This is a genomic window from Fervidobacterium gondwanense DSM 13020, from assembly GCF_900143265.1.
GTDB classification, from domain to species: domain Bacteria; phylum Thermotogota; class Thermotogae; order Thermotogales; family Fervidobacteriaceae; genus Fervidobacterium; species Fervidobacterium gondwanense.
Window position 1 is genome coordinate 21,356 of record NZ_FRDJ01000001.1, and the last position, 25,502, is coordinate 46,857.

General features: G+C 41.1%; 25 protein-coding genes. 11 read left to right on the forward strand and 14 right to left on the reverse strand.

Annotation, left to right across the window (positions count from 1 at the left end; genetic code table 11):
* Positions 1 to 90: 90 nt before the first annotated feature.
* From BUA11_RS00080 to uvrB, 7 genes are all read left to right on the forward strand, one after another.
* Positions 91 to 2,208: a beta-galactosidase gene (locus tag BUA11_RS00080; RefSeq protein ID WP_072757086.1), complete on the forward strand. Its 2,118-nt coding sequence runs from the start codon at positions 91 to 93 to the stop codon at positions 2,206 to 2,208.
* A 5-nt stretch (positions 2,209 to 2,213) separates the two neighbouring features.
* Positions 2,214 to 2,936 (forward strand): alpha/beta hydrolase, encoded by a 723-nt coding sequence (locus BUA11_RS00085; protein ID WP_072757088.1) that lies wholly within the window; start codon positions 2,214 to 2,216, stop codon positions 2,934 to 2,936.
* 87 nt (positions 2,937 to 3,023) lie between these two features.
* Positions 3,024 to 3,698: a DUF47 domain-containing protein gene (locus tag BUA11_RS00090; RefSeq protein WP_072757090.1), complete on the forward strand. Its 675-nt coding sequence runs from the start codon at positions 3,024 to 3,026 to the stop codon at positions 3,696 to 3,698.
* Between the two features lie 119 nt (positions 3,699 to 3,817).
* The gene (locus tag BUA11_RS00095) at positions 3,818 to 5,026 is read left to right on the forward strand and encodes an inorganic phosphate transporter (RefSeq protein WP_072757092.1); all 1,209 of its coding nucleotides are present in this window, start codon (positions 3,818 to 3,820) and stop codon (positions 5,024 to 5,026) included.
* A 177-nt stretch (positions 5,027 to 5,203) separates the two neighbouring features.
* Positions 5,204 to 6,184 (forward strand): 2-hydroxyacid dehydrogenase, encoded by a 981-nt coding sequence (locus BUA11_RS00100; RefSeq protein WP_072757094.1) that lies wholly within the window; start codon positions 5,204 to 5,206, stop codon positions 6,182 to 6,184.
* A 33-nt stretch (positions 6,185 to 6,217) separates the two neighbouring features.
* A complete protein-coding gene (locus BUA11_RS00105; RefSeq protein ID WP_072757096.1) occupies positions 6,218 to 7,891 on the forward strand; it encodes an Rqc2 family fibronectin-binding protein in 1,674 nt (557 codons plus the stop codon).
* 36 nt (positions 7,892 to 7,927) lie between these two features.
* Entirely contained in the window at positions 7,928 to 9,916 is a 1,989-nt protein-coding gene (gene uvrB, locus BUA11_RS00110; protein ID WP_072757098.1) for an excinuclease ABC subunit UvrB, read from the forward strand.
* Between the two features lie 32 nt (positions 9,917 to 9,948).
* Here uvrB and lpdA read toward each other — a convergent pair whose 3' ends face one another.
* A complete protein-coding gene (gene lpdA / locus BUA11_RS00115; RefSeq protein ID WP_072757100.1) occupies positions 9,949 to 11,316 on the reverse strand; it encodes a dihydrolipoyl dehydrogenase in 1,368 nt (455 codons plus the stop codon).
* Between the two features lie 186 nt (positions 11,317 to 11,502).
* Here lpdA and BUA11_RS00120 point away from each other — a divergent pair, with 186 nt between their 5' ends.
* Entirely contained in the window at positions 11,503 to 12,789 is a 1,287-nt protein-coding gene (locus BUA11_RS00120; protein ID WP_072757102.1) for an MFS transporter, read from the forward strand.
* Positions 12,790 to 12,852: 63 nt separating this feature from the next.
* Here the strand turns inward: BUA11_RS00120 and BUA11_RS00125 are convergent, their stop codons facing one another.
* The 13 genes from BUA11_RS00125 to rplU form a co-directional block, all read right to left on the reverse strand.
* Positions 12,853 to 13,176: a YbjQ family protein gene (locus tag BUA11_RS00125; protein ID WP_072757104.1), complete on the reverse strand. Its 324-nt coding sequence runs from the start codon at positions 13,174 to 13,176 to the stop codon at positions 12,853 to 12,855.
* A gap of 17 nt (positions 13,177 to 13,193) precedes the next feature.
* Positions 13,194 to 13,955, reverse strand: coding sequence for an ABC transporter permease subunit (locus tag BUA11_RS00130; RefSeq protein WP_245789387.1), 762 nt, complete (start codon positions 13,953 to 13,955; stop codon positions 13,194 to 13,196).
* 32 nt (positions 13,956 to 13,987) lie between these two features.
* Positions 13,988 to 14,824 (reverse strand): ABC transporter ATP-binding protein, encoded by an 837-nt coding sequence (locus tag BUA11_RS00135; RefSeq protein WP_072757106.1) that lies wholly within the window; start codon positions 14,822 to 14,824, stop codon positions 13,988 to 13,990.
* Entirely contained in the window at positions 14,805 to 15,209 is a 405-nt protein-coding gene (locus BUA11_RS00140) for a GntR family transcriptional regulator (protein ID WP_072757108.1), read from the reverse strand. The genes BUA11_RS00135 and BUA11_RS00140 overlap by 20 nt, the downstream gene beginning before the upstream one ends.
* Positions 15,210 to 15,388: 179 nt before the next feature.
* Positions 15,389 to 18,037 carry an ABC transporter permease gene (locus BUA11_RS00145; RefSeq protein WP_072757110.1) on the reverse strand — a complete coding sequence of 883 codons (2,649 nt, stop codon included), beginning with the start codon at positions 18,035 to 18,037 and terminating at the stop codon, positions 15,389 to 15,391.
* 34 nt (positions 18,038 to 18,071) lie between these two features.
* Positions 18,072 to 19,190 carry an RNA polymerase sigma factor RpoD gene (gene rpoD / locus BUA11_RS00150; RefSeq protein WP_072757111.1) on the reverse strand — a complete coding sequence of 373 codons (1,119 nt, stop codon included), beginning with the start codon at positions 19,188 to 19,190 and terminating at the stop codon, positions 18,072 to 18,074.
* 16 nt (positions 19,191 to 19,206) lie between these two features.
* A complete protein-coding gene (gene dnaG, locus BUA11_RS00155; RefSeq protein WP_072757113.1) occupies positions 19,207 to 20,931 on the reverse strand; it encodes a DNA primase in 1,725 nt (574 codons plus the stop codon).
* Positions 20,932 to 21,143: 212 nt separating this feature from the next.
* Positions 21,144 to 21,542, reverse strand: a complete 399-nt coding sequence (rpsI, locus tag BUA11_RS00160; RefSeq protein WP_072757115.1) for a 30S ribosomal protein S9 — start codon at positions 21,540 to 21,542, stop codon at positions 21,144 to 21,146.
* A 15-nt stretch (positions 21,543 to 21,557) separates the two neighbouring features.
* Positions 21,558 to 22,001, reverse strand: coding sequence for a 50S ribosomal protein L13 (gene rplM, locus BUA11_RS00165; protein WP_072757117.1), 444 nt, complete (start codon positions 21,999 to 22,001; stop codon positions 21,558 to 21,560).
* 39 nt (positions 22,002 to 22,040) lie between these two features.
* On the reverse strand, positions 22,041 to 22,562 hold the full coding sequence (locus BUA11_RS00170; RefSeq protein ID WP_072757119.1) for an ECF transporter S component: 522 nt from the start codon (positions 22,560 to 22,562) through the stop codon (positions 22,041 to 22,043).
* A gap of 50 nt (positions 22,563 to 22,612) precedes the next feature.
* A complete protein-coding gene (gene rpmA, locus BUA11_RS00175) occupies positions 22,613 to 22,879 on the reverse strand; it encodes a 50S ribosomal protein L27 (protein ID WP_072757121.1) in 267 nt (88 codons plus the stop codon).
* A complete protein-coding gene (locus tag BUA11_RS00180) occupies positions 22,869 to 23,192 on the reverse strand; it encodes a ribosomal-processing cysteine protease Prp (RefSeq protein ID WP_072757798.1) in 324 nt (107 codons plus the stop codon). The genes rpmA and BUA11_RS00180 overlap by 11 nt, the downstream gene beginning before the upstream one ends.
* 9 nt (positions 23,193 to 23,201) lie before the next feature.
* Complete coding sequence (rplU, locus tag BUA11_RS00185; protein ID WP_072757123.1) at positions 23,202 to 23,519, reverse strand: 50S ribosomal protein L21; 318 nt, start codon at positions 23,517 to 23,519, stop codon at positions 23,202 to 23,204.
* Positions 23,520 to 23,825: 306 nt separating this feature from the next.
* Here rplU and BUA11_RS00190 point away from each other — a divergent pair, with 306 nt between their 5' ends.
* The 3 genes from BUA11_RS00190 to BUA11_RS00200 all read left to right on the forward strand — a co-directional run bounded on the left by BUA11_RS00190 (position 23,826) and on the right by BUA11_RS00200 (position 25,359).
* Positions 23,826 to 24,089 (forward strand): stage V sporulation protein S, encoded by a 264-nt coding sequence (locus BUA11_RS00190; protein WP_072757125.1) that lies wholly within the window; start codon positions 23,826 to 23,828, stop codon positions 24,087 to 24,089.
* Between the two features lie 26 nt (positions 24,090 to 24,115).
* Positions 24,116 to 24,373, forward strand: coding sequence for a hypothetical protein (locus BUA11_RS00195; RefSeq protein ID WP_072757127.1), 258 nt, complete (start codon positions 24,116 to 24,118; stop codon positions 24,371 to 24,373).
* A gap of 62 nt (positions 24,374 to 24,435) precedes the next feature.
* Positions 24,436 to 25,359 (forward strand): DUF1385 domain-containing protein, encoded by a 924-nt coding sequence (locus BUA11_RS00200; protein ID WP_072757129.1) that lies wholly within the window; start codon positions 24,436 to 24,438, stop codon positions 25,357 to 25,359.
* Positions 25,360 to 25,502: the final 143 nt, after the last annotated feature.

A 25,502-nucleotide genomic window follows, 5' to 3' on the forward strand; every position in this document is an offset into this window, starting at 1 on the left:
ATTGAAATGTTTCAACAAACAATGTTCGAGGTTAAAACCAAATGCGAAGTTTATTAGAAATCATTAGAAAATTGGAAAAGAGGTGTGGAGATGATTAATAGGCAACAGAGGATATTGGGTGAGGAACTTATCGTATCGGCGGAGATTCATTACTTCCGCTTAGCACAAGAAGAGTGGGAAAAGAGGATAGAGCTTGCAAAAGACGCAGGTTGCAACACAATTGCATCTTACATTCCTTGGCTTGTTCACGAACAAAAGAGAGGTTCGTTCGACTTTTCTGGAAATTACGATGTAGCTAAATTCATAGACCTCGTGGCAAATTACGGCATGTATTTCATAGCGAGGCCAGGACCTTTCGTAATGGCGGAATTGAAAAACGAAGGTATACCGTACTGGATATACGAAGAGAAGCCTCACTTAATACCAGTTAGCTGGAATTCAAAGAAGGTTGAAAGTGCGATTCTTGTCTACAATCATCCCGACTTCATCTCTGAAGTTGAGAGATGGTACGCCGAGTTGTCAAAAATCATCAAGCCAAGATTGATACAAAATTGCGGCAATATAATAGCGATTCAGCTTGACAACGAGATAGGAATGTTGCACTGGGTGAACAACTCACCTGACCTTTCGGACTTCACGCTCGATAGGTTCATAGATTGGCTCACAGAAAAGTACCACGACAAGCTTAGATACGGTTTTGAACTTGAAAAGGATGATCACGTCTATTCTTTACTTAGGAGTCCTTCTCAAGAATATTCGGAAAAGTTCGTTGAAGATTATTCGATTTTCATTAGGCAGGAATATGCAATTTACGTGGAGAAACTGAAGAGCATCTTCGAAAATCTTGGAATCGATACTAACTTCATCGTAAACATTCATGGAACATCGGGTGGTCGTGGTCATACTTTTCCTATCGGCATATCACAACTAAAAGAAACATTCCCACTGTCTAATGTTTTTCCATCGACCGACATTTATCTTGGCGAGTACTCTCTACACAACTTCCACGACTTGTGGAACATAAACGAGATGATGAATGCTACCTCAGATAAGGTATACGGGAGTATGGAGTTTGAATGCGGCAGCGGTGACTACGGCGACAACTTCGGTCAGAGGATTGACCCGAATTCTACAATACAAAAGGCAGCTTTGTGCTATATTCAAGGTAACAGATTTCTGAATTATTACCTTTTCAGTGGAGGAACGAACTGGAAACTTGACACAGAACCTTTCGATGGAAATGGTAGGATAGCGTTCACAGGAGAATTGCATGGCTTTGCCGCTCCTGTATCTCCAGATGGCACACCAGACTATCCATACGAATACATCAAATTAGCAAACGAACCTTTGAAAAACATTGAGAAGCAGACAGCCGGCAATTTTAAATTGGTATACGATGACATTTACGTGGCATACTTGGACGAATATTACAGAACTGAGTACACGTTCCATAACAAAAAAAGACCGAACATAGAAATCAGAAGAGGTTACAACTTCTGGGACAGTTTCCTAAAATCTTTGTTGATTATGGGTTATAGGTACAGATTCATCGACTTAGAGAAAAAAGAACCCATAGGCGATGCACTCTTAATCATCCCTGCAGCAAGATACATGTCTTTTTCAATTCAAAAAAAGATTGTTGACTTTGTGAATAAAGGCGGCAAAGTACTCCTTTATGGTGATCTCCCGCTGTATTCTTCAGACGGTTCACCTTGCACATATTTGATCAACAATCTTGAAATATCTCCCGGCGAAGAATATAATGCTTCTCACAAGTTCTTCCTGTCGGTATATTCTCCTAAGGGGATTTTTAAAGAATTCAGAACATATTGGGCTAGAGAATTGAAATTTGAACCTACCGATAATGAAACTGAGAAACTTGCATGTATTTCACAGATTGAAAAGCCATGCGCAGTGAGAAAGGGAAACATAACAGTAATATCGACCGAATTCAATGGAAATTTGAAATTCTTCGAGTATATCTTACACAGTCTCGGATTTTATAGTAAAATAAAGCTAACAGGCACTCGAAAAGATGTTATAGGGACATTCCCGTTCTTGTTGGAGAATGAAAATAATAAGTTTTTAGTAGTCCTCAACAATGACAATTACGAGAAGAATGTTGAGATTTTGTTCGAAGGTAAAAATATAGGAAATTACAGAATCAAGCCAAAGGAAATCGTTTTTCGAGAGATCGCATTGAGGTGAAGAGGATGAACAAATACGGTTCTTTAATAAGTTGGTTGATTTTACTTCTTTCAATTCCATTGTTTGTGTTCATAACATGGGCTTACAGTCCTATGAAGGCACTACCAGAAGTCAGCGAGTATTTAAAATCATCAAATATGGTTGATGTCTTGGTCGATAAACATATTTACTTTATCCCTAAGACCGATGCACCTGAGGTAGGGGTTATAATCTATCCTGGTGGGCATGTTGAAAATAGAGCTTACACGCCAATCGGGTACAGATTAGCTGAGAAAGGTATAATTGCAGTTGTACTCGAAGCTCCGATGAACTTCGCCATATTTGACACAGAGGCCGCATCTGATGTGATAATGAAATTCCCTGATATAAAATGGTACGTGGCAGGGCATTCCTTAGGTGGCGTTGCTGCATCAGAATTTGTGTACAAGTACAAAGATGATGTTGCTGGGCTGATACTGATGGCATCCTATCCAGCGAAAGACGTTTCGAAACTGGACTTGAAAGTATTATCGATATACGCGTCAGAGGACGGACTTGCTACACCACAGAAAATAAAGGAAAAAAAGCCATTGCATCCAAGCATTACGAAGTATGTACTGATTGACGGTGGAAACCATTCTCAGTTTGGATATTACGGCTTCCAAAAAGGAGATAAACAAGCTAAAATAACAAAAGAAGAACAGATGAGCATTATTGTAAAGTCAATAATTGACTTTATAAAAGAATAACCACCAATATTGTATTTTTTTCATTCTATGCTATAATTTACGAGGTTTTCGAAAGAAAGCGAAAAAGACTTGGAAAGGGGTGTTCGAATGGCAAATATATTCAAAAAGCTGATACCCTATCAGTCACCTTTAGAAATGCTTAGTGAACACGCTGTGTTGTGCTCTCAAGCTTCTCAGATAATGAAAGATGCGTTGGGTAAATATCTCGATTTTCAGACTGTAGATGAAGAATCAAAAAGAATAGATGAGTTAGAGGATAAAGCTGATCATATCAAGGTTCAGGTTCGGGAAATATACGGAAAGCTCAAGTGGACTTATTTTAACAAATCGGATTTCTTAGATATTCTTCACAATGTTGATACAATCATAGATTTGACGGACGATATTGTGAAGATGCTTACGATGAATCGGGTTGAAAACGTTTCAGAAGAAATAAAAAATGATATTTTAAGGCTCGCAGATGTGGTTGACAAGAGTGTTGAGCACATGTCTGAAACCGTTAAAAGGCTCAGGACTATAGTTGAATCTGCATTTTCGCAAAAGGAAATAAAGCTTGAGGATGAAAGTGTTGCAGTCGTTGAAAGCGAAGAACATTCGTCTGATGAGCTTGGTTTATTGATTGGCAAGAAACTCTTTGCAAAGAAGAACGAAATGAATGCGGTGGACATAATGTTCTTGAATAGCGTCGTCATACTACTCATGAGAATAGAAGATAGGGCTAAGAATGCTGTCGAAAGGATAAGGATGATAACGCATTCTTGACACTCTTGATTATCTTCATGAACATCTTGATGAAAGTTTCTGAAATGTGAAAAAATCACTTTGCCCCCTCAAACGATTAGGTATATAAACATATAAAAACCCATAGGAGGTAAAGCAAAATGATAACATTCATTGCGATTCTCGTTGGGATGTTTATGGCTTTCGCAATAGGTGCGAACGATGTCGCTAATGGTATGGCAACTGCTGTTGGCGCAAAGGCTATAACGCCCAAGCAAGCTGCGTTCATGGCTTCCTTCCTTGAGTTCCTCGGCGCTGTTATGTTCGGTGCGGCTGTTACGAAGACAATAGCAAGCGGCATAGTCGCAATTGATCACCTTCAAGACCCAAAGCTCGTTATATACGGTGCTATATCAGCTCTATTTGCTGCTGGTATCTGGGTTATGTTCGCAACCGTTTACGGTATGCCCGTTTCGACGACACATTCGATAATCGGTGGTATGATCGGTTTCGGTTTGGCAAGTGGTGGAATGAAAGTTGTTTACTGGTCAAAGCTCCTTAAAATCGTCCTCTCTTGGTTCATATCCCCTGTTGTTGGTGGAATTCTTGCCTATCTCGTATTCAAAATCATAGTTGTGAGCATATTACACAGGAAAAGTCCACTGGAAGCCGCAAAAACTGTTGCCCCGATTATGATTGGATTTACCTTCTTCTTCATTTCCTTACTGTTCATAATAAAGACCCTGAAACAAACATACTCAGTTGCGTTCGTTTATTCGACAATTTTATTTGTTCTCTCGTTCGCAGTTTCTCTTGTCTTGATAAGGCGCTATATCAAGAAAAACTCATCCGATGAATACGATGCCGTCGAGAATATCTTCAAGAAGGTTCAAGTCATGACATCTGCGTACGTCTGTTTCTCTCACGGTGCAAACGACGTTGCTAACGCGGTTGGTCCAATCGCCCTCATATTCATGCTCGAGAAAGCGGAAATTACAAACATCCAAAGCGTCGAGATACCAAAATACATACTCTTCATTGGTGGGCTCGGTATAGCTCTTGGCGTGCTTCTTTACGGATACAAAGTCATGGAGACGATAGGGCATAATATAACCGAACTCAACAATACAAGAGGATTCTCTGTTGACTACGGTACAGCGACAACAGTGCTTCTCTCATCAATATTCGGCTTCCCAATCAGTACTACACACACCGTCGTCGGTGCTGTTACGGGCGTTGGACTTGCAAGAGGTATAGAAGTCGTTAACTTCGGTGTTCTTAAAGAAATTATCATATCTTGGTTCATCACCGTCCCATTCGCAGCAGGAGTAAGTGCGATAATTTACCTTACACTTTCAACGTTCTTCTAAGTTCTAAACCACCTTTTAACACACAATTCAGTAAAGAACTTATACTTAATTAGAAAAATCGAGGTCCCTCGCAAAAACGCAGGGACCATTTTTAACATGCTAATGTACGTATACTACTCGTATACTATGGTATAATAATCAAAGAACAGATAACAACTTCGTGCAAGGGGGAAGCATATGAAAATACTATTTCTTACCAAAATGCTTGATTACTTCAAAGAGCGGGTGATGGACCTCAAATCTGAATTTCCAAACGACGAATTTGTCATCCCAAAAGATAGGGAAGAAGCTGAGAAACACATCGAGGATGCTCATGTGATAGTAACCGGTTCACTTTCAAGAGAACAAGTCGAAAAAGCGAAGAATCTCAGATTTGTCCTCGTTCCATGGGCTGGTGTCAACGGGCTTCCGCTGGAGCTATTGAACGATCGAGGTATAATCGTAGCGAATAACCACGGAAACGGGAAGATAGTGGCTGAAAGGGCTGTTGCACTTGCACTTGCATTGCTCGGAAGGATTGTTGAGTTTCACAACGACCTGGCTGAAGGTGTTTGGCACGGATACGAGGCCGGTTCTCATCCTGAAGATTTTTGGTTTTCGCTCCAAGGCAAGAAAGTTTCAATTCTCGGGCTTGGAGCTATTGGAAGGAACATTGCAAAGCTGTTGTCCGGCTTTGACTGCCAGATTATGGGGTACAAGAAAACGGTTGAGCCCGTTGAGAATGTGCATTATGTGACGAACAACCTCGATGAAGCTATTAGCTTTGGAAAGATCATATTCGTTGCCCTACCGCTGACGAAGGAAACCTATGGACTGATAAACAAAGAACGTATTGAAATGATGCATGGAAAATTCTTAATAAATGTAGGCAGAGGACAAATTATAGACGAACACGCTCTGTATTACGGCTTGAAGAATGGAATTTTGGCAGGTGCTGGCATAGATACATGGTATCTCTACCCAGATGCTGTTCACACTGTTCAACTCCCATCTCACTACCCAATCCACAGATTTAAAAACGTGGTTATATCACCGCATGTAGGAGGATTTACAATAGAAGGGCAAGTTGGAAGGATAGATGAGACGGTAGAAAACATCCGGCTTATTCTCTCAGGTGGTCTTCCAAAGAATATCATAGACCCGAAAAGCGGGTACTGATGCACAAGTTAACTCTAAGAGAGGAGTACTTCGATGGCATTTGACGGCTTTGTCATGAGAATCACCGCTGGAAAGATTGAAGAACACATAAACGGACTGAACTTAAGAAACATATATTTAGAAGACAAAGTTCTCTACTTTTCATTTGACGCTGGTGATTTGAAGATTTCGTTGAATCCGAATTTTGCACACATCTCTTTCACAGAACATATAGTAAAAGAACCCGAAAAACAGACATTTGTAGACTTCTTGCGAAGCAGAATCAGAGGAGCAAAAGTTTCCAAATTCTCATCAATCGGATATGACCGAACGGTTGTTCTTGAATTAAAGAAGACTGACGAAATAGGTCAGAAGCACGAATATAAGCTCTACATAGACATCATGGGGAAACATTCAAATGTTATCTTAGTGGAGAACGGTGTTATATTAGACGCATACAAAAGAATTGAGACGCGATTTAGAAATATCAACCCTGGTGAGAAGTTTGTCCTCTTTGCGTCCAATAAGATGAATATAGAAGAGGTAACTGCTGATAGCCTTAGCGTTGCGTTAGAGCATTTTCCGAAACAGAAGGCAATTTCTGAGTTTATCTATTCTACCATCCAAGGCTTTTCGAGACTTACAGCTGAGGAGCTGCTTTTCAGAGCAGATTTGGATGATATGGCGCTAAGTCAGATAAGCGACGAGCATTTAAATGCACTCCTTGAAGCCATAGCCTCGATTAGACGGGAGCTCAGCGAAAACCAGCTGTATGTGTATTACGAAAACGACATGCCAATCGATATATCCGTTTTCAGATTGCACAAGTACACAGATTTCAAAAGATGCGAGAATCCCGTTGAGTGTGTAAACGAATATTTTGAATTCGTTGAGAAGAAAGATAAATTGACTCAAAAAAAGAACCAGCTGCTGAGTATAGTGAATAGCAAAATTGAAGCATACGAAAAGTTAATAGATAGCATCGAGAAGGAAGTCGAAGAGTGTAAGAATGCTGAAAAATACAGAAAATTCGGCGAGCTGCTCAAAGCGTACAGCTATCAAATAGGACACGGGCTTGAAGAAGTTACTCTCACCGATTGGGAGACGAACGAAGAAGTTAGAATACCGCTTGAAAAACACCTTTCAGCGATAGAAAACAGCGTAAAATACTTCAAGATGTACAACAAGCTGAAAAAGAAACTCGAAGGACTCAGCGAGAGAAAGGAAATACTCGAGCGTGAGCTTTCGTATTTGAGACAGCTTCAAAATACGATAGAGAACGCTGAGACACTTGACGATTTGCTCGATATCGAGGAAGAAATGGTTGAAGGTGAATTGATAAAGAAGCACAAAGGCAAGAAAAATACAAAGGTTGTGACGCATTCAGAACCAAGAAGGTATACATTCAATGGATTTACGATATTTGTCGGCAGAAACAACAGACAGAACGATGAACTCGTTAGGAAGGCGAGCGAACACGATTTGTGGCTACACGTCCAAGGCATGCCCGGTGCTCACGTAGTTGTAAAGACTAATGGAAAGCCCATTGATGATGAAACACTGCAGTACGCCGCAAAACTGGCCGCATACTACAGCAAAGGCAAATACTCGACCAAAGTACCTGTCGATTACACGCAGGTGAAGTACGTAAAAAAACCAAGAGGCTTTAAACCCGGACTCGTGCTGTACTCGAACTTCAAAACTCTCTTCGTCACTCCCACTGAATAATTGCCTGAATTAATCGAAACCAAAGAAGGTGGAAGTATGTTATACGAATTAGTGAGCGATTACAAACCTTCCGGTGACCAGCCTCAAGCGATAGAGAAGCTTGTTGAAGGCTTACGAAGAGGTCACAGATTCCAAACGCTCATAGGCGTGACTGGAAGCGGTAAAACATTTACAATGGCGAATGTGATAAAGGAGATAGAACGACCCGTCCTTGTTATTTCGCCAAACAAGACACTCGCAGCGCAGCTCTACACAGAGTTCAAATCGTTTTTCCCAAACAACAAAGTAGAATTCTTCATAAGCTATTACGACTACTACCAACCAGAAGCGTATGTACCAACGAAAGATTTGTACATCGAAAAGAGCGCAGATATAAATGACGTTATTGCAAGGATGAGAATGAGCGCGATTAAATCAATAATGACGAGAAGGGACGTAGTCGTTGTAGCGAGCGTCTCCGCAATCTATGCCTGCGGTGACCCGCGCGATTTCAACAAGCTCAACGTAAAGCTTTCCGTAGGTGAGCGCGTTAACCTCAACGAACTGCTCAAACACCTTGTAAGGATAGGGTACGAGCGTAAAGAAGACGTCGGACTTACGGGGAGCTTCAGAATCAGGGGCGATACGCTCGAAATCTTCCCAACTTATCAGGACGAAGGCATACACATTGAACTTTTTGGCGACGAAGTCGACAGGATTTATACATTCGATAGGTTGAACAGGGAAGTGCTCGAACGCCTCGACAGAATAACGATATATCCAACAAAAGAATACGTGACGACCGAAGAGAAGATTGCCGTTGCTGTGAAGAACATAGAAGAAGAGCTCCAAGAACGCATTGCAGAGTTAAGAAGGCAAGGAAAAGAACTTGAAGCTCAGAGGCTCTATCAAAGAACGATGAACGACATAGAGCTCCTCTCCACACTTGGGTACTGCACGGGTATAGAGAACTATTCGAGACACTTTGACGGAAGAAAACCTGGCGAGCCACCGTATTCGCTACTCGATTACTACGATGAAGACTATCTTGTAATAATCGATGAATCACACATAACGATACCACAGCTCAGAGCGATGTATCACGGGGAGATGTCACGAAAGAAGAGCTTAGTTGACTACGGGTTCAGACTCCCTTGCGCATACGACAACAGGCCTTTGAAATTCGAAGAGTTTCTGAGCAAAGTCAACCAGGTGATATTCGTATCCGCAACGCCGGGACCATTTGAAATGGAAGTCTCAGAACAGGTTGTGGAGCAGATAATACGCCCAACCGGATTGATAGATCCTCTCGTTGAAGTGAGACCAACAAGATATCAAGTCGACGACCTTGTGAAAGAAATAGTAGAAGTCAAGAAGCGTGGAGAGAGGGCGCTCGTAACGGTGCTTACGAAAAAGACCGCGGAGATGCTTGCAGAGTACCTTGTTGAATTCAACATACGCGCTCTCTATTTGCATTCAGAGCTCGATGCGATAAAACGCGTTGAGGTTCTTAAGAAGTTGCGTTCAGGTGAAATCGACGTTGTAGTGGGTGTTAATTTGCTCAGGGAAGGTTTGGACCTGCCGGAAGTTTCACTCGTGGCGATACTTGATGCTGATACAGAAGGCTTCTTGCGAAGCGAAACTACACTGATACAGATAATAGGTAGGACCGCTAGAAATGAAAATGGAAAGGTTCTGATGTACGCAGACAGAATCACACAGGCAATGCAAAAAGCTATAGACGAGACGAACAGGCGAAGAAAGATCCAGATGGAGTACAACGAAAAATACGGCATAAAACCGCAGACCATAATAAAACCGATGATGGAAGACATCTTTGCGCCGTTCAAAGACAAAGAAGAAGAGTACTACAAAGTTTACGAAGACAGCGTTTTCAGACTCAGAGAATCGCTTTCCTTGGAAGACTACGCTGCACTCTTAGAAGAAGAGATGTACAAGGCAGCATCGGAACTCAGATACGAAGACGCGGCTAAAATCAGAGATGAACTTTTTAAAGTGAAAGAGGAACTGAAGAACAAAAAATAAAAAGGGGCGAACGCCCCTTTATTCATTCTCAATCACATATGTATCGGTTTGTCTGTTACGCCTTCAAGTGCGCCCAAGAGTGTCTCACTCAGCGTTGGATGCGGGTGGATCGACTCTTCCAGCTGGTGTGCTTTCAATTTATTTCTCACTGCTATTACGCCTTCCATGATGAGTTCAGTTGCAACAGGCGAAACGATGGACATGCCCAGTACTGTTTCATCGTCTTTATCTGCAATCACTTTTACAAATCCTATATTTTCAAGCATAGTTCTTGCCCTTCCGTTCGCTGAGAGCGGGAATTTGTACACCTTTACCTTATCTTTGTCAACATCTTTCTCTCTTAAACCCGTCGAGGCAATTTCCGGATTCGTGAAGATAATCGATGGAATCGCCGAATAATCCATCTCTGCTTCAATTCCAGCGATATTTTTTGCAGCAACAACACCTTCGTACATTGCGACGTGTGCGAGCATAACTTGTCCGCGAATGTCACCTATCGCATAAACACCATCTATGTTAGTTCTCATGGCTAAGTCAGTTTTAACTCCCCTCTCGATTTCAACCCCGAGGTTCTTCACATCTTCCGGGATATTTGGCCTTCTGCCAATTGCAACGAGGACTCTGTCGACGGTGGAAATTTCTTCCTTACCCTCGCTATCAACAATAGTTACTTCGTAACCGTTGTCTACCTTCCTCACGCTTGTCACTTTCGACTTTTCTTTAATCTCAACGCCTCTTCTTGCGAACGACTTCTTAATCTCGTCTGCTACGTCGTCATCTTCGTAAGGTAGGATATGGTCTGCCAATTCAACTATTTTAACTTTGACTTCCAATGAGCTAAAGAACGTTGCAAACTCGACACCGATAACGCCACCACCGACTATCAACAGTGAATTTGGGAGTTCCTTCATCAAGAACACATCGTTGCTTGTCCATATCCCCTCAACATCACTGAATGGTGGGAATATCGTTGGCATAGAACCGTGTGCAAGGACGAGATTTTCTCCCTCTATCTCTTCGCCGGTTTCCTTAATCCTTACCTTGTTCTTATTTACAACCTCAGCAGTACCCTTTACAACAGTGATGCTATTTTTCTTCATCAAAAACTCGATACCCTTTCTCGACAGTGTGATGCTCTTATTCGCATGTGCCATAATTTGTGAAAGGTCGAATCCTTCAACGTTAATCTTTAGCCCCAACTTACTTGCTTTCTCTTTCGATTCATCGAGTAAATGTGTTGCTGTCAAAAGAGCCTTTGTAGGAATACAGCCCCAGTTTGTACAAGTTCCGCCGAGATTTTCCTTCTCGATGAGTGCCACTTTTTTACCATACTGTGCGAGCTTTATCGCACAGACATAACCGCCCGGTCCACCACCGATTACAATTGCATCGAAAGACATATAGCTCACTCCTTCTATTTCTAATATTTTTGCATACCACAAAATGATTATAACTTAGATGCCGGAAGTTTTCAAATTGTAAGATTTCTTAAATATCGGTACTTGCTTATAACAGAATTAACAAAACGTATTGTATAATAGATTTAGTTCGGTGATTTCATTTTTTTAAAGATAGGGGGGAGGCAAGTGAAATTCTCATTTAAAAGGTTATTGTTATTAGGTTTTGGGTTTTTCGGTATCAGCCTGCTCTGGCCGCTGTACAACTCGTACGTACCGATATTTCTCAAGGATTTCAACTTATCATCGACGGTTATAGGCTTTATTATGACTATCGACAATATCTTTGCGATCGTCATGTTGCCACTCTTGGGTGTACTCAGCGACCAGACGAGAACAAGACTCGGAAGGCGCATGCCATACATCTTCGTTGGTGCTCCGCTTGCAGCAATCACATTTTCGCTCATACCTTTGACGAGGTCCTGGCAACTGCTGTGGTTGATGATGCTCAACATCATTTTCATGAACTTCTTCATGGCACTGTTCAGATCTCCCGTCATAGCACTCATGCCAGACATAACCCCATCTGAGTACAGAAGCCAAGCGAACGGAGTTATAAACTTCATGGGCGGAATTGGCGCATTACTTGCATTTTTCGCAGGAAAACCTCTTTATGACAAAAACTACGCACTCCCGTTCTACGTTGGTGCTATCGTCATGGTCTTTTCGCAGATGTTTGTTGTGCTATTCATAAAAGAAGATGAAAAATACAGAATCAAAACGGGTGAGAAGATAAAATTCGAGAACGTTTACAAAAAGACGATGATTGAATTATCTGAGAATTTGAAAGACGTTTTCAAATCGAAAGAAAAGAGTCTTTTAATGATGCTCTTATCGATTCTGCTCTGGTTCATCGGCTACAATGGATTGGAAACTTTCTTTACAAGCTATGCGAAATTCCAAATGGGCATAAAAGAAAGCACGGGCGCTCTCGTGCTCGGGTTCTTCTCGCTAACGTTTATGCTCTTTGCAATTCCAGCTGGGTTCATAGGCTCAAAGATTGGCAGGAAGAAGACGATGACGATAGGCTTAATTGTTGTTCTTGCTATACTCGTCGGTGTTTTTGCTTCATCGTTAGTTATAAGAGATCCAGGAATGCTCACCAAGGTCTTTTTCGTCCTCTTTGCGCTCGGTGGTTTCGGCTGGGCTATGGTTAACGTGAATTCATTGCCCACGATTGTTGATATGACAGTAGAAGAAAAAGTTGGCGGATACACCGGGCTTTACTATTTCTTCTCAATGGCTGCGAATATAATAGCGCCGCCGCTTGCGGGTTTCTTCATAGACAAAGTCGGTTACAATACCTTGATTGCGTTCACTATAACATTCTTTGTATTGGCAACAATAACGCTGCAGTTTGTGAGAAGAGGGGATGTAAAGCAAAGTGGTACATACAGCACAAAAGAAACACGATAAAATGTCAAGAGGCGGTATTTTCAACCGCCTCTTTTCTTATTTAGAAATTGATATTCTCAATTCTCACTCTTTCTTCCTCAACTTCACCGCAGTACCGTAAGCCAAAATCTCGGCAGCGCTCTGCATCACCGACGAAGAACCGAACCTCAGGCCGATTACGGCATCCGCCCCGAGCCTTTCAGCCTCACTTATCATCCTTTTAAGCGCAATATTTCTGCTCTCTATTAACAAGTCAGTATAGCTCTTTATTTCCCCACCCGCAAGTGTTTTAAATGCTGCGGCTATATCTTTCCCAACGTGTTTTGAATTGACTATGCTTCCTGTAACTATTCCCAAGGTCTCAACAATCTCATAGCCGGGCACAAAATCTGTCGTTACAACCATCATTTTCTACGCCTCCCTTTTCAAATTTCCTTCTTATCGAATATAAGATATCCGAAGAAAATGAACACTGCACTCAAGATAACTATTCCTATCGTGTACTTTATATCAACTTTGTCGTGGTTGAAAATGCTCATTCCAAGAGTGTAGCTGAACGTATTAAGGAATTTCAACGACTTTATCAAACCAGCTGTCGTCGTCAAAGCAAGAAGCCCGAGCGAAGAGAGTAACGGTTTAACTTGGTCATTGAAAAGTACGGAAAAAATCACACTTAAAGTATACCATATCAACGCGCCGAAGATGTTATGAATTAGAAACTTTGGAACTACTGAGTATTCGTAAGACTTTTGTGCAATTGATGAAAAGATGGCAGGAAGAATCCCTCCTATCAATACAAGCAAGACTGTACCCACTAATCCCATAAACACCTTTGTTGAGTAAATCTCCTTTCTACTCCTTCTCACCAAAAGGAAAGCGATCGTTCCGTTTTCGTATTCACGAGCAAAGAGCGGAAATGCCATCAGTATGCCTATAATCGGAATGATCTGACCAAAATTCTTTCCGTACCATTGGGTGTTGATGTAGAAATTCCATTCTTTTAGCCTTTCAATCATAGAACCCGGCAGGAATTTTTCGACCTGCGGATTGCCCATATATCCTTCAAGCATCGAAACCGTGAATTTTTGGAAAGGTGCAAGTATGAAGAAAAGTCCGAGTATAACTATAAGAGTACCGAAGAACCTTACTTTCATATCGTTGAATTCTTTCCTAATCCCTTTAATCATAGCCAAACACCACCTTACTTATTCTGCGCTCTCTACTCTTTACTCAAATTAATATCGTTAAGCACTAGAGCCTCAAAAATTGCCTCAAAAGTTACTGGTGAACATTCGAAATTATTCGCCAGAGCGTATTCTTTATTAACTATATAAATATCTTCACTCTCAGTAGATTTGTATCTATATCCACTGATGCCTTGGAATTCTGTACTTGAAGGTACGCTTATAGCACAGTATCTTTCCTTTATATCGTCGAGATACCCAACTTCGAGGATCTTTCCTCTGTTCATAATCGCAACTTTATCAGCGACTTTTTCAACCTCACCAAGTATGTGACTTGTGTAAAGCACGCTTGCCCCTGCAATAGGAATTTCCCTTATCATGTCGAGTACCTGATTTCTCACTATCGGGTCGAGCCCCCAGGTTGGTTCATCGAAGATATAAAGCTCTGCTCTCTGTGAAAGAACTAACGCAAGGTACAGCTGAGTTGTCTGTCCGTTCGACAAGTTTGACACCTTCTCGTTGAGCGGAATTTGGAATTTATCGATATATGCACAGCATTTCTCTTTGTCGAACTCATCTGTCACATCTGCGGTGACTTCTATCATCTTCTTGACTGTATAGCTTCCATAGAGCTCTTTACCCTCAGGAACGTATGCAACGCTGCCTCGCAAGTTTATAGTCCCCTCGTCCTTTCTTCTAAGTCCAAGAATACACTTGATTGTCGTGGTCTTACCTGCACCGTTTGGACCAAGCAGTGCGAATATCTCGCCTTTTTCAACCTCAAAAGATATACCATCAACTGCATGAATGTTTCCATAATACTTTTTCAAATTCTTGATCTCCAAGACATTCTTACTTTCTAACTTCTCCATCCTCTCCACCTTCCTTACTTTCCATAGAAACTTCGTACACAGTATTGAGAATATCAATTATCTCTTTCCTTGTGATTCCAATATCTTTGCATTTGTGGAGCATATTCTCAAGTTCTCTTAGTTTTTCCGATTTCAATTTCTCGCTGTGCACCCCAACGACGATGTATCCTTCACCTCGTTCCGGCTTTATAATCCCTTCTGCTTCAAGCTCTCTGTACGCACGCGCTACGGTGTTCACATTAACACCTATATCTTTTGAGAGAACTCTTATCGAAGGCAGAAAATCGTTCTCTTTAAACTTCCCGCTCACTATTAGCTTTTTGATATTGTCTTTTATCTGGACATAAACTGGAACGTGTGAATGAAAATCAATAGCAAACCACATCCATACCTCTCCTCTTCTTCGTATTCAAGTCGAAAGGGCTGTATCCTTTATCTACTGTAATATTGTACTATTACAGTTAACACTTGTCAATATCCTTAGTTAAAAAAATAAAAAGGGCAGATAAAATCTGCCCTTCCGAACAATTTTAAAAGAGTTCCTGTCTTAATTTCTTCTGGTGATTAATCGAAAACTCGTAGTGCTTCTGAAGGTGGAATTTTCTGCGAGACATTTGCCGGTATCGATACGAATATCGTTGTTATAGCAAAAACACCCAAAAGCGTTGCGAGTACTTTCCAAACAGGAACTACGATTTTGAAAGACTGGAGCAGTGGTTCAATGAATGCGGAGAAATCTCTTACCACAAACACGCTTGCCAATATCGCAACGACTGTTGCCATAGATACTATCGCCAGTGCTTCGTAAATGAACATCCTGTAGACCACGCTACCTTCTGCTCCAACCGCTTTAAGCATACCAATTTCTTTTTTTCTCGCATACACGTTCCTGAAGGTTATTATCGCCAAGCCTGCAAATCCCGCCACAAATCCGAGCTGGAAGAGTTGGAGTGAAAGGTTAACAAGGTTGTTTATCGACGCGTAAATCTTTTCTATTTCGCCGGTTATGTAGAACGCCCCATCGAGTTTTCTCGTAACAAATTCTTGTGCTTCCAAGGCTTTCTTCGGATCCCTCACAACGCCAACATATCCGTTTATAGCTCCAAAAAATTTCTTGTTGCGCCATATGAGTACGCCATCCATGGGCAACAAAGCTTCTGTCGGATCGTATACATCTCTAATGAACAACGTTTCTACAGTTTTTGGCGAAATACCTGGTAGTACACCCTTAAGAACCATCGTTACTTCTTTTCCCGACTCTTTGACTATCTTATCAGAAAGGTACAACGATTTATCTGGAATGTTTTGTGCACTTTCTTTTCTAAGCTTTGCCATCAACTTCTCGTTTGGTAAAACAAGGTTTGCAAAAACCCGCTCGTCTGAGACTATAAACGTGTATTTCTCTTTCTTGTCTAAGAACGATGCCTCAACAAGCTGTACAGGAACAAGATTCTCAAAATAAGCCGTGAAAGATGCATCGTTGAGATATTTATAAGACCCAAAGAATGTCTTTATCGGATTTTCGATTATTATGAAGTTGTAACCAAAAGCTCCTTCTTCCTTTTTCGAAGCGATGTATTCTGAAATGCTTGTTGGAACAATTGCGCTGATCAGAATGAGTATAAGTGTGACGGAATATATGACAAACATCGTAAAATTCCTCATTTTGTGCCTGTCGATGTAGGATAAAGCAAGGACAACGGGTACACTTTTCATGCTCTCAAACAATCCTTTAATATATGGTATGAACGCAAAGATAGAATAAATACTTCCAGCAAGGATCAACCCGGCTCTCAAAAGCAGTTCTCGTGCACCACCTGTACCCAGCAGTGGATAAACGCCTGCAAGTATAGAAACGCCATAGACGAACACAACAAGATTCGTCACCGATTTTCTCAGCAACAAAGGTAATAGAGCGAGAATAACAAGCAGTGCATAAGAATAAGATATCCTTGATGTCAATCCGAGTATAATCAGTATCCCAATTATGAATAAAACTGTCTTGAATGTTATTCTCTTTCCTTTCTGTAACTTCGAACTCACATCTTCCTGACTTCTTCCAGTGTACAAGACCGATGCAGACGTCCTTGCAAAGTCCAAACTCCTGTAGATAAGGATAATCACCGGCACTATCATAGCGATAATTATCCCGATGATTATACTCCTGAAACTTATATCGAACGGTATCCTATCTTGCACAAATGCGAATAAGTCGTCTTCACGTCTGAAGCTGTTTATCTTATAAAGCAGATACCTGCCGAAGAATATCCCGGCGCCAGCACCTACTATTTCAGACGAGATTAAATACATAAATCCTTCTATGAAAAGTACGGAGAACATCTGTAAAGAGTTGTATCCGAGAGCTCTGAGAACACCAAGCGTGCGCTTTCGTTCCTCAACGATGATACCGAAGAAGGAAGAAACGAATAGGAAGCTTGATATAACGGTGAATCCGGAAAAACCAATAAACAAGTAACCTATTATCTTATTCAGCGGTGAAGTAAAAAGTCTGTATTTGCCTGCTACTACGCGCACACTACCTTCTTTTGCCAGTTTTTGTGCAAATTCTGCGTGTTTCTCAACAGGCAAATTAGATGCTATAAAAATAGCGTTCGCCTCTTTAAGCGGGTAAACACCGTATTCTTCGAACATACTTTCCGGAAGGAAGATAGTACCGTTTGCAGACGCTGTCTCACCGCGGAAATTCAGTAATCCTGTGCCGAGTGCTTGAATCTTCACTTTGAACGTTGTCTTTGCAGTTATTATCTCTATCTCTTCGCCAACATCAATTCCAAAACTCTTCGCTGTGTCAGAACTGATTGTAATTCCATCTATCCTCTTGCCAATGAATTTTTCAAGCTCATCCGTTGTTGCTATCGCAAATAAATCAACATATTTACCGTTTATCTTTGCGGTTACCGAGGCAAGTTTAACAGCTACAAATTTCTTGATCTCGGGATAATTCTTGAGAAATTCAGTAACTCGCTCCAAATCGAGAGCCTTAGGCAAGAAGATCGTATCCGCCTTGTCTTTCAGTATGAAATCAACCTCACCGAAGTTCTTGTTTATCTTCTCTTCCAAATAGCTACTGACCGAGTCATTCAAAGAAAGGCCACCGACTAAGAGCATGGTGGCCACCATCGTTCCAAGAATTGCCAATAATCCTATTTTCCAATGTTTAACAAAATTTCTAAAAGAGATTGTCCATATCATATTTTCAGTCCTCTTCACGCTATCAAATTCTTTCTCAATCTTCTTCCGTAAGTTTCTGCAACAACCTCAAGTACCTGCTTCTTGATGGATGTCTCAGTTTTCTCAACGCCTTAACCTCTATCTGCCTGATTCTCTCGCGCGTAACGCCGAAGTACTGACCGACTTCTTCCAACGTTTTCGACTTACCATCCAAAAGTCCGTATCTCATCTTTATTACCATTTTTTCCCTATCGTTGAGGGTTTCGAGCAGTTTGCTAATTTCTTCGTTCATCAACGTTCTGATTGCCTCTTTTTTTGGCGATGCGATGCTTTCGTCAGCTACGAAATCCGCCATCGAAGAATCGTCTTCTTCACCAACTGGTGTTTCCAATGATAAAGTCTCCGGTGTTGCCTGCAATATCTCTTCTATCTTCTCGACAGGTTTTCCAACCTGTTCAGCTAAGTATTCGATAGGTGGTTCTTCACCATGTTCTTGCATGTACTCTCTTTTTATCTTCTGTATCTTGTTGATCGTTTCAACCATGTGGACTGGCACCCTGATCGTCCTTGCTTGGTCTGCGATAGCTCTTGTGATAGCTTGTCTTATCCACCAAGTAGCATACGTAGAGAACTTGTAACCCTTCGACCAATCGAACTTTTCAACGGCCTTTATCAATCCCAAGCTACCTTCTTGAATGAGATCTAAGAACGAAAGCCCCTTACCGAGGTATCTCTTCGCCATGCTGACAACCAATCTTAAGTTCGAAATGATGAGCTCTTCTTTCGCCCTCTTATCGCCTTTTTGAGCTCTTTGTGCGAGCTTTCTTTCCTCAGACGGTGTTAACAATCTGATCTTTCCTATATCTCTCAAGTACATTTTGATCAAATCTTTTGGCTCGGTGCTATCGAATATCTCAGGTCCTTCGCTCAGATAAGCCTTAACCTCTTCTTCGATATTAGAAAAATCGCTCGTATCGCGAATTTCAATCCTATTCTTTTCAAGCGTTTCATAAACAACGTCTAAGACATTGCTTTCGGTCATATCTAGTTCCCCCGGTGGGAACGTGCGGTCGATATCATCGTAAGTTATATAACCCTTCCTCTTCCCAAGCTCCACCAATTTCTCGAGCTTCTTTTGAAGTTCCAAATCATCCTTAGAGAGAGTTTTAGACACCAAAAACACCTCCTCTTTATTTTGAGGACCTTTTCAATTTCTGCACTTGTTTGACTAATTCCATCCTTGCTTTCAAAAGCACCCTTTTCTCATCTTCACTCTTAGATGCAGAGATGAGATTGTCTATTTCTGCTATTCTCTTTTCAAGACGTTTCTCCTCTAAATTCCTCTTTATGTACTCCAAAACTTTATCATCAACTTCTATTTCGATCTTTTCAAATGCATCTTTGACAAAAGCTACCATATCTTTAGACAGTCCATCTAAAGAAACGTTCAAATCTTTTGCGATTAAAAAGAATTCTCTCGCTTTTCCTTCAAGTATGTCCGGCGAAAAATCAATCTGTTTGAAGAGCTCTGGGTAGTTGAAATATATGTAAACAAGATAATCTTCGGTTGTCGGTAGTTTCTTAGTTGATTTTCGTTCATTGAAGTGAGTTTGTTTATCGTATCGCGTTCCGACTTGAACACTTCTTTGAACATTCTGCTGTCCGCTTTTGCCTGATGATTCATTTCTAAGTATATCTTTAATTTGCTCACTTCTCATCCCCGAGACGTTCGAAATTTGTTCATAGAATGTTTCTAAACTCTTTGGGTTGTTAGAGAACAATTTCTCCCAGCTCTTCAGCGATTTAAAAAAGAGGTTGAATCCGCTTGGGTTCTTCAAATCGAATTGCTTGGATAGGCTTTGGACAACGAAAGTCTCAGAATTTATCGCACTTTCCAACACACTAACAAGCCCAGACGTTCCGAATTTTGAATACGTTTCGTCAGCATCTTTTGCATCTTTGAACTGCGCAACAGCAACGTTGAATCCTTCTGGAATCAGCATCTCTATGCTTCTAAACGCCGCCTTTATACCTGCACTATCGGAATCAAACGCGAGCACGATGTTTGTCGTGTGACGCTTGATTTTGAACATGTGTGAGCGCGTAAGAGCTGTCCCAAGCGTAGCTACAACGTTCTTTATACCTGCTCTGTGGAATGCGAGTGCATCGAAATACCCTTCACATATCACTGCGTAGTCCACTTCTTTGATGTGCTCCTTCGCATAGTTGTACATGAAGAATGTTGTGGATTTTTTGAAAACGAGCGTATCTTGCGAATTGAGATACTTCGGCACGCCTTCTCCTATCAACCTTCCACCGAATGCTATTACTCGTCCGTAATCGTCCTTTATTGGTATTATTATTCTTCCAGCGAACGGGTCAGTGCCGTAGAATCCGAACTTTTCGAGCTCTTCTTTTGAAATGCCAAGGCGTTGGGCAATAGATTGTGGAAGTTTAGAATTAGCTGGAGAAAAACCGAATTCGTATAGCAAAATCTCCCTGAGTGAGAAACCTCGATTTTTCAAATAATCGAGTGCTATCTGGCTTTTATTCAATTCAGACTTGTAAAGCTCGTGTAGAGATTTATAAAAATTGTAGTACTTATTTCTTTCCTCATCTTCCTCGGTGAAAGAAACGGCTATACCTACTCGCTCGCCAAGTTTTCTGATGGCCTCTACGTATGAGATATTCTCAATCTCCTGGACGAATTTTATCACATCGCCTGACGCTCCACACCCGAAGCAGTGATATATCTTTTTCGCAGGGCTTACGTAAAAAGACGGGGAAGTTTCGATATGGAACGGGCACAGACCACGATAATTCGAACCTACTTTTTGTAGGCTCACATATTCTGAAATGACATCAACAATGTCATTTTTATCTCTAATCTTTTCGACAGTATCCTTTGGGATCATGCATATTACTCCCAACACCTCATCTTCGCTGTCTCATCTTAGATGAGGTTTAATTTAAACAAAAGAGTGGGATTAAGACATGTACTTGGACTGAATTGTTGAACTCTGAGGTGAGGAGGTTGATATCTTAAAGTAACAATGAAAGATAATAAAAGGTAGCAGATGGAAACGACCATCCGCCACCTCGCGTTTGGATAATATTTGAAGACAGATTAACGTTTGGAGAATTGTGGTGCCCTTCTTGCTTTCTTAAGACCGTATTTCTTCCTTTCGACCATTCTTGGGTCTCTTGTGAGGAATCCTTTGTCTCTGAGAGTCTTCCTGAGGTCTGGGTTAAACGCGACGAGCGCTCTTGCCAAACCCAACCTAACTGCTCCTGCTTGTCCGTTCTTTCCACCACCCTCGACTCTGATCTGAACATCGAATGAACCTTCGAGACCAGTTACTTTGAGTGGTTCAATTGCATGCATTGTCCAAACTTTATTCTCAAAGTACTCATTGAAATCGTTGTAAACTTTGTCGTTTATCTCTATCTTTCCTGAGCCAGGTCTAAGGTAAACTCTGGCAGTTGACGTCTTTCTTCTACCTGTTCCCATGTAAATCTCTGCCATTTATTTCCCTCCCCATTAGAGAAGTTCTACCTTCTCAGGTTTTTGTGCTTCGTGTGGATGGTTCTCTCCAGCGTAAACTTTCAATCTCTTGAATTGGTGCGTACCAACTACCGTTTTTGGAAGCATTCTCTTAACTGCAAGTTCAATAACTCTTTCTGGGTGTTTCTCAAGAAGTTGCCTTGCAGTCTGTGCCTTCAAACCACCTGGGTAACCTGAGTGGTGATAGTAAACCTTTTGATTGACTTTCTTACCTGTTAATTTAACCTTATCTGCGTTTATAACAACAACGTAATTGCCGTTGTCGAGATGAGGTGCCCATGTTGGTTCATTTTTCCCTTGGAGTAAGAGAGCAATCCTTGTCGCAAGCCTTCCAAGAGGCTTGTCTGCCGCGTCAACAAGGTACCATTTTCTCTCTACTTTTGGAAAAGCGGTTTTTTGTATAGGTAATGGCCTTGCCATTTTCTTTCCTCCCTTCGCTTCTTTACTTATTCAATTCTATCAATTTTCGAATATCTTCGATATTCTCTCTCTTATTAACCCATTTACAACTGAATCGATCGAGAATTTGATTGCATTAAATCCAGCTATGTATGGTAAAAGTTTCACCGTTTCGCTCATCGGAATCTTCCAGTATAGCGGAACGACAAGCATGTTGAGGACCGTCATGATTCCAGTTACCGATAAGACTCCGACAACGTAACCCATGATCTCAAATACCCTATTTTTGCGTATTTTATAAATATATACAGCTGGAAGTAAAAAAGAAACGCCTGCTGCAAAGTTCATCGCTATTCCAACTATGTCGCCCGATTTTAGCAAGTAAAAGAGCAAATCTTTTATTAACAAAACGAGTATACCATCAAGTGGACCAAATATAAAACCAGAGAGTAGTGGAAGTATATCGCTTGGATCGAATTTTAAGAAATTTGCTGCCGGGAAAATTGGGAATTCTAAGAACATCAAGCCCGTTGCGAGTGCTGACATTATTCCGATCGTTGCTATCCTTGTTGCTTTTTTCATAGCTACACCCCCTTGGTCCACTTTCGATACCCATTAGAGATCCTCAAAGGTTACTCCTCAACGACTGTAACGTATCTTCTGTTGTTCTTTGCTACTATTTTGACTACACCATCTTTAAGAGCAAAGAGTGTGAAGTCTCTACCCATTCCAACGTTTTGACCAGGCCAGAACTTTGTACCCCTCTGTCTGAGAATTATATTTCCAGCTACTACTTGCTGTCCATCGTACTTCTTGAATCCCAAGTACTTTGGATTGCTGTCTCTTCCGTTTCTTCCTGCGCCGCTTGCCTTTGCAAACAATTGTATATTAATGCGCATCATCGCTCACCTCCACTCTTACATCCACCTTCACGTACCTTGGGTACTGTTCTTCGATATCTTTAAGCGTAACAACCAATTCTTCAACGAATCGCTGTGAAATTTCATTTTTCGAAATCCTCTCAACTCTTAAATACCCTTCCTCTATCTTAACTACTGCTCCTTCTACTTCTAAAACCCTTGCCGTATGCTGAGAAACACTACTCACCGCTGCACAGACTATATCTTTTCCTTTTTTCGCATATAATGCATGTCCGCTTATTTCGAATGATTTGTAGAGATTATCTTCCTTCACAAACTTGCAGCTTATCATCTCAGTCAATTACTTTACTTCAATTTTTTCAATCTTAACGGTGGTGTACCATTGCCTGTGGCCCTTTATAGTCTTGTGGCCCTTTCTTGGAATGAACTGACCAACAAGAACTTTTCTTGCTCTTGCGTGTTCAACCACTGTTCCTGTGATCGTTACATTCGTCAAGTACGGCTTGCCGACGAGCACTTTCCCATCGTCCGTCTTAACCATGACTACTTTGTCGAGTGTGACAGTTGCTCCCTGTTCTGCGTTGAGCTTTTCTGTGTGCAAGAGTTGTCCAACTTCTACCTTGTACTGCTTTCCACCGTTTTCCACGATAGCGTACACAAACTTCACCTCCCTGAATGATTTACAGGCACTAAAACAACGTAGGTTGGAGACGTGCGGGGTATCCCCAACCGTTTACGACGCGTTTTATGTGCCAATTCGTCTTACAATAAGACAATAAATTTTTACCACTTATTCTGAATTTGTCAAATAATTTTTTGTTAATCTATTTTTACTGTTCGTAACATTCAGTACCATAACATTAGACTTGAAAATTTGATTTTTCAAAAAATATGTGGTAAAATATATTTGAGAATTACCTTCAATGCTATCATATCACTTCATAGTACAAGGAGGATAGGTCTTATGGAAATTCTAAAAGTCAGCTCGAAGTCAAGCCCAAACAAAGTTGCGGGCGCTATCGTCGGTTCATTGAAAAAGAACGAAAAAGTTGAGATTCAAGCGATAGGTGCAGGGGCAGTTAATCAGGCATCTAAGTCCTTAGCGATCGCAAGAAGGTTTTTGGAGCAAGAAGGTTTGGACCTTTACGCAGTGCCAGCATTCATCGAAATCCAAATTGGAAACGAAACAAGGACAGGTATATCGTTCAAAGTCTTCTTGAAGAAGTAATCAACAAATGAAGGATGAGTGAACGTTTGGAGGAACTAAAAATCATCGCACAAACTTGTACAAACGACGAGAGAATATATGAAATCGTATCTTCCGTAGCACAGATGTCAGACGATGAATTATCACAATTTCGCACAAAGGTTATAAGCTATTTTATGACGAAGAATTCTCCGGAAGACAAGGAAGCTTACAGATTCTACAGGATCTTGCTTGAAGACCAGAACGCAAAGAAGGTTCTGGAATTTTATGAGGAGATAAAAAACAATAGCAATAATTCGATATAGGTGCCTTTCGGCACCTTTTTTCAACAGATTTTTTTATATCGATGTTAAAGAAGGTGAAAAGGATGAAAGTCGGTGGCCAAGCGGTAATTGATGGTGTTTTGATGATGGGTAAGAGAGTTGTTGTCGCTGTCAGAAAGTCAGACGGCAGCATCGATGTTAAAGAACTCGGCTATCCAAAGACGAACAGCAAATGGTTTAAAATCCCGTTCGTTAGAGGATTTATAAGTCTGTTCTATTCACTTTACTTTGGCATAAAGGCATTAAATCTAAGTGCTGAAATGTCAACAGGAGAGGAAATGAAGAAGGGAGAATCTTTTTTTTCTATCCTTACAGCTTTGACGTTGGCAATAGGTTTATTTATAGTGTTGCCAGCTTATCTGACAAAATGGCTCGGATTTAGAGATAACGAATTTATGTTTTCTTTTGTGGATGGTCTCATCAGACTTGCTTTCTTCTTGATATACGTTTACGTAATATCTTTGTTTGAAGACGTCAAGACCGTCTTCAGATACCACGGTGCAGAACACAAGGCTGTACACACGTTCGAGAACAACGAAGAATTAACTATCGAGAATGCAAGAAAATACTCGACAATCCATCCAAGGTGCGGAACAAACTTCGTAATGATATTCTTAATCATAGCTATCATTATCCACAGCCTTTTCGGCATATTTGGTCCATTGAATATGCTTTCGAGGATACTCCTGAGGATTTTAGTGTTGCCTGTAGTCGCAGGTGTGTCATATGAGCTTTTGAGAGCGTTTGACAAGTACCCAAAACTCAGACTTCTTGCATTACCGGGAATGATACTCCAAAAACTCACAACAGCTGAGCCAAACGATTCACAACTTGAGGTCGCTCTCGTCTCGCTCAGACACGCTCTCAACCTTGTCGAGGTTCCTGAACTTTCTGATACTCTTAATTTGGAAGGCGAAAATCAGAAGGGATATAGCAACGTAGAAAACCAGCCCGAATTCCTTGGATGACAACCTGCAAAAGCCAATGGTCAAGAATGCCGCGATAATCAAGAAATACGTGTGTCCAAAAAGTTTGGAACCTATGTGATGCAGATGAAACCTGTCGGGCTTAAATGGGTTTTGTTTAAATACAAGCCTCCTCAGAAATGAGG

Coding starts and splice junctions, on each gene's coding strand:
- dnaG (WP_072757113.1), bottom strand. CDS start 20,931: ATGATCCCAAAGGATACTGTCGAAAAGATTAGAGATAAAAATGACATT.
- BUA11_RS00125 (WP_072757104.1), bottom strand. CDS start 13,176: ATGATGGTTGTAACGACAGATTTTGTGCCCGGCTATGAGATTGTTGAG.
- BUA11_RS00135 (WP_072757106.1), bottom strand. CDS start 14,824: ATGGAGAAGTTAGAAAGTAAGAATGTCTTGGAGATCAAGAATTTGAAA.
- BUA11_RS00140 (WP_072757108.1), bottom strand. CDS start 15,209: ATGTGGTTTGCTATTGATTTTCATTCACACGTTCCAGTTTATGTCCAG.
- BUA11_RS00180 (WP_072757798.1), bottom strand. CDS start 23,192: ATGATAAGCTGCAAGTTTGTGAAGGAAGATAATCTCTACAAATCATTC.
- BUA11_RS00095 (WP_072757092.1), top strand. CDS start 3,818: ATGATAACATTCATTGCGATTCTCGTTGGGATGTTTATGGCTTTCGCA.
- rpsI (WP_072757115.1), bottom strand. CDS start 21,542: ATGGCAGAGATTTACATGGGAACAGGTAGAAGAAAGACGTCAACTGCC.
- BUA11_RS00105 (WP_072757096.1), top strand. CDS start 6,218: ATGGCATTTGACGGCTTTGTCATGAGAATCACCGCTGGAAAGATTGAA.
- BUA11_RS00090 (WP_072757090.1), top strand. CDS start 3,024: ATGGCAAATATATTCAAAAAGCTGATACCCTATCAGTCACCTTTAGAA.
- BUA11_RS00200 (WP_072757129.1), top strand. CDS start 24,436: ATGAAAGTCGGTGGCCAAGCGGTAATTGATGGTGTTTTGATGATGGGT.
- BUA11_RS00100 (WP_072757094.1), top strand. CDS start 5,204: ATGAAAATACTATTTCTTACCAAAATGCTTGATTACTTCAAAGAGCGG.
- lpdA (WP_072757100.1), bottom strand. CDS start 11,316: ATGTCTTTCGATGCAATTGTAATCGGTGGTGGACCGGGCGGTTATGTC.
- BUA11_RS00145 (WP_072757110.1), bottom strand. CDS start 18,037: ATGATATGGACAATCTCTTTTAGAAATTTTGTTAAACATTGGAAAATA.
- rplM (WP_072757117.1), bottom strand. CDS start 22,001: ATGGCAAGGCCATTACCTATACAAAAAACCGCTTTTCCAAAAGTAGAG.
- rpmA (WP_072757121.1), bottom strand. CDS start 22,879: ATGCGCATTAATATACAATTGTTTGCAAAGGCAAGCGGCGCAGGAAGA.
- uvrB (WP_072757098.1), top strand. CDS start 7,928: ATGTTATACGAATTAGTGAGCGATTACAAACCTTCCGGTGACCAGCCT.
- BUA11_RS00085 (WP_072757088.1), top strand. CDS start 2,214: ATGAACAAATACGGTTCTTTAATAAGTTGGTTGATTTTACTTCTTTCA.
- BUA11_RS00080 (WP_072757086.1), top strand. CDS start 91: ATGATTAATAGGCAACAGAGGATATTGGGTGAGGAACTTATCGTATCG.
- BUA11_RS00170 (WP_072757119.1), bottom strand. CDS start 22,562: ATGAAAAAAGCAACAAGGATAGCAACGATCGGAATAATGTCAGCACTC.
- BUA11_RS00130 (WP_245789387.1), bottom strand. CDS start 13,955: ATGATTAAAGGGATTAGGAAAGAATTCAACGATATGAAAGTAAGGTTC.
- BUA11_RS00190 (WP_072757125.1), top strand. CDS start 23,826: ATGGAAATTCTAAAAGTCAGCTCGAAGTCAAGCCCAAACAAAGTTGCG.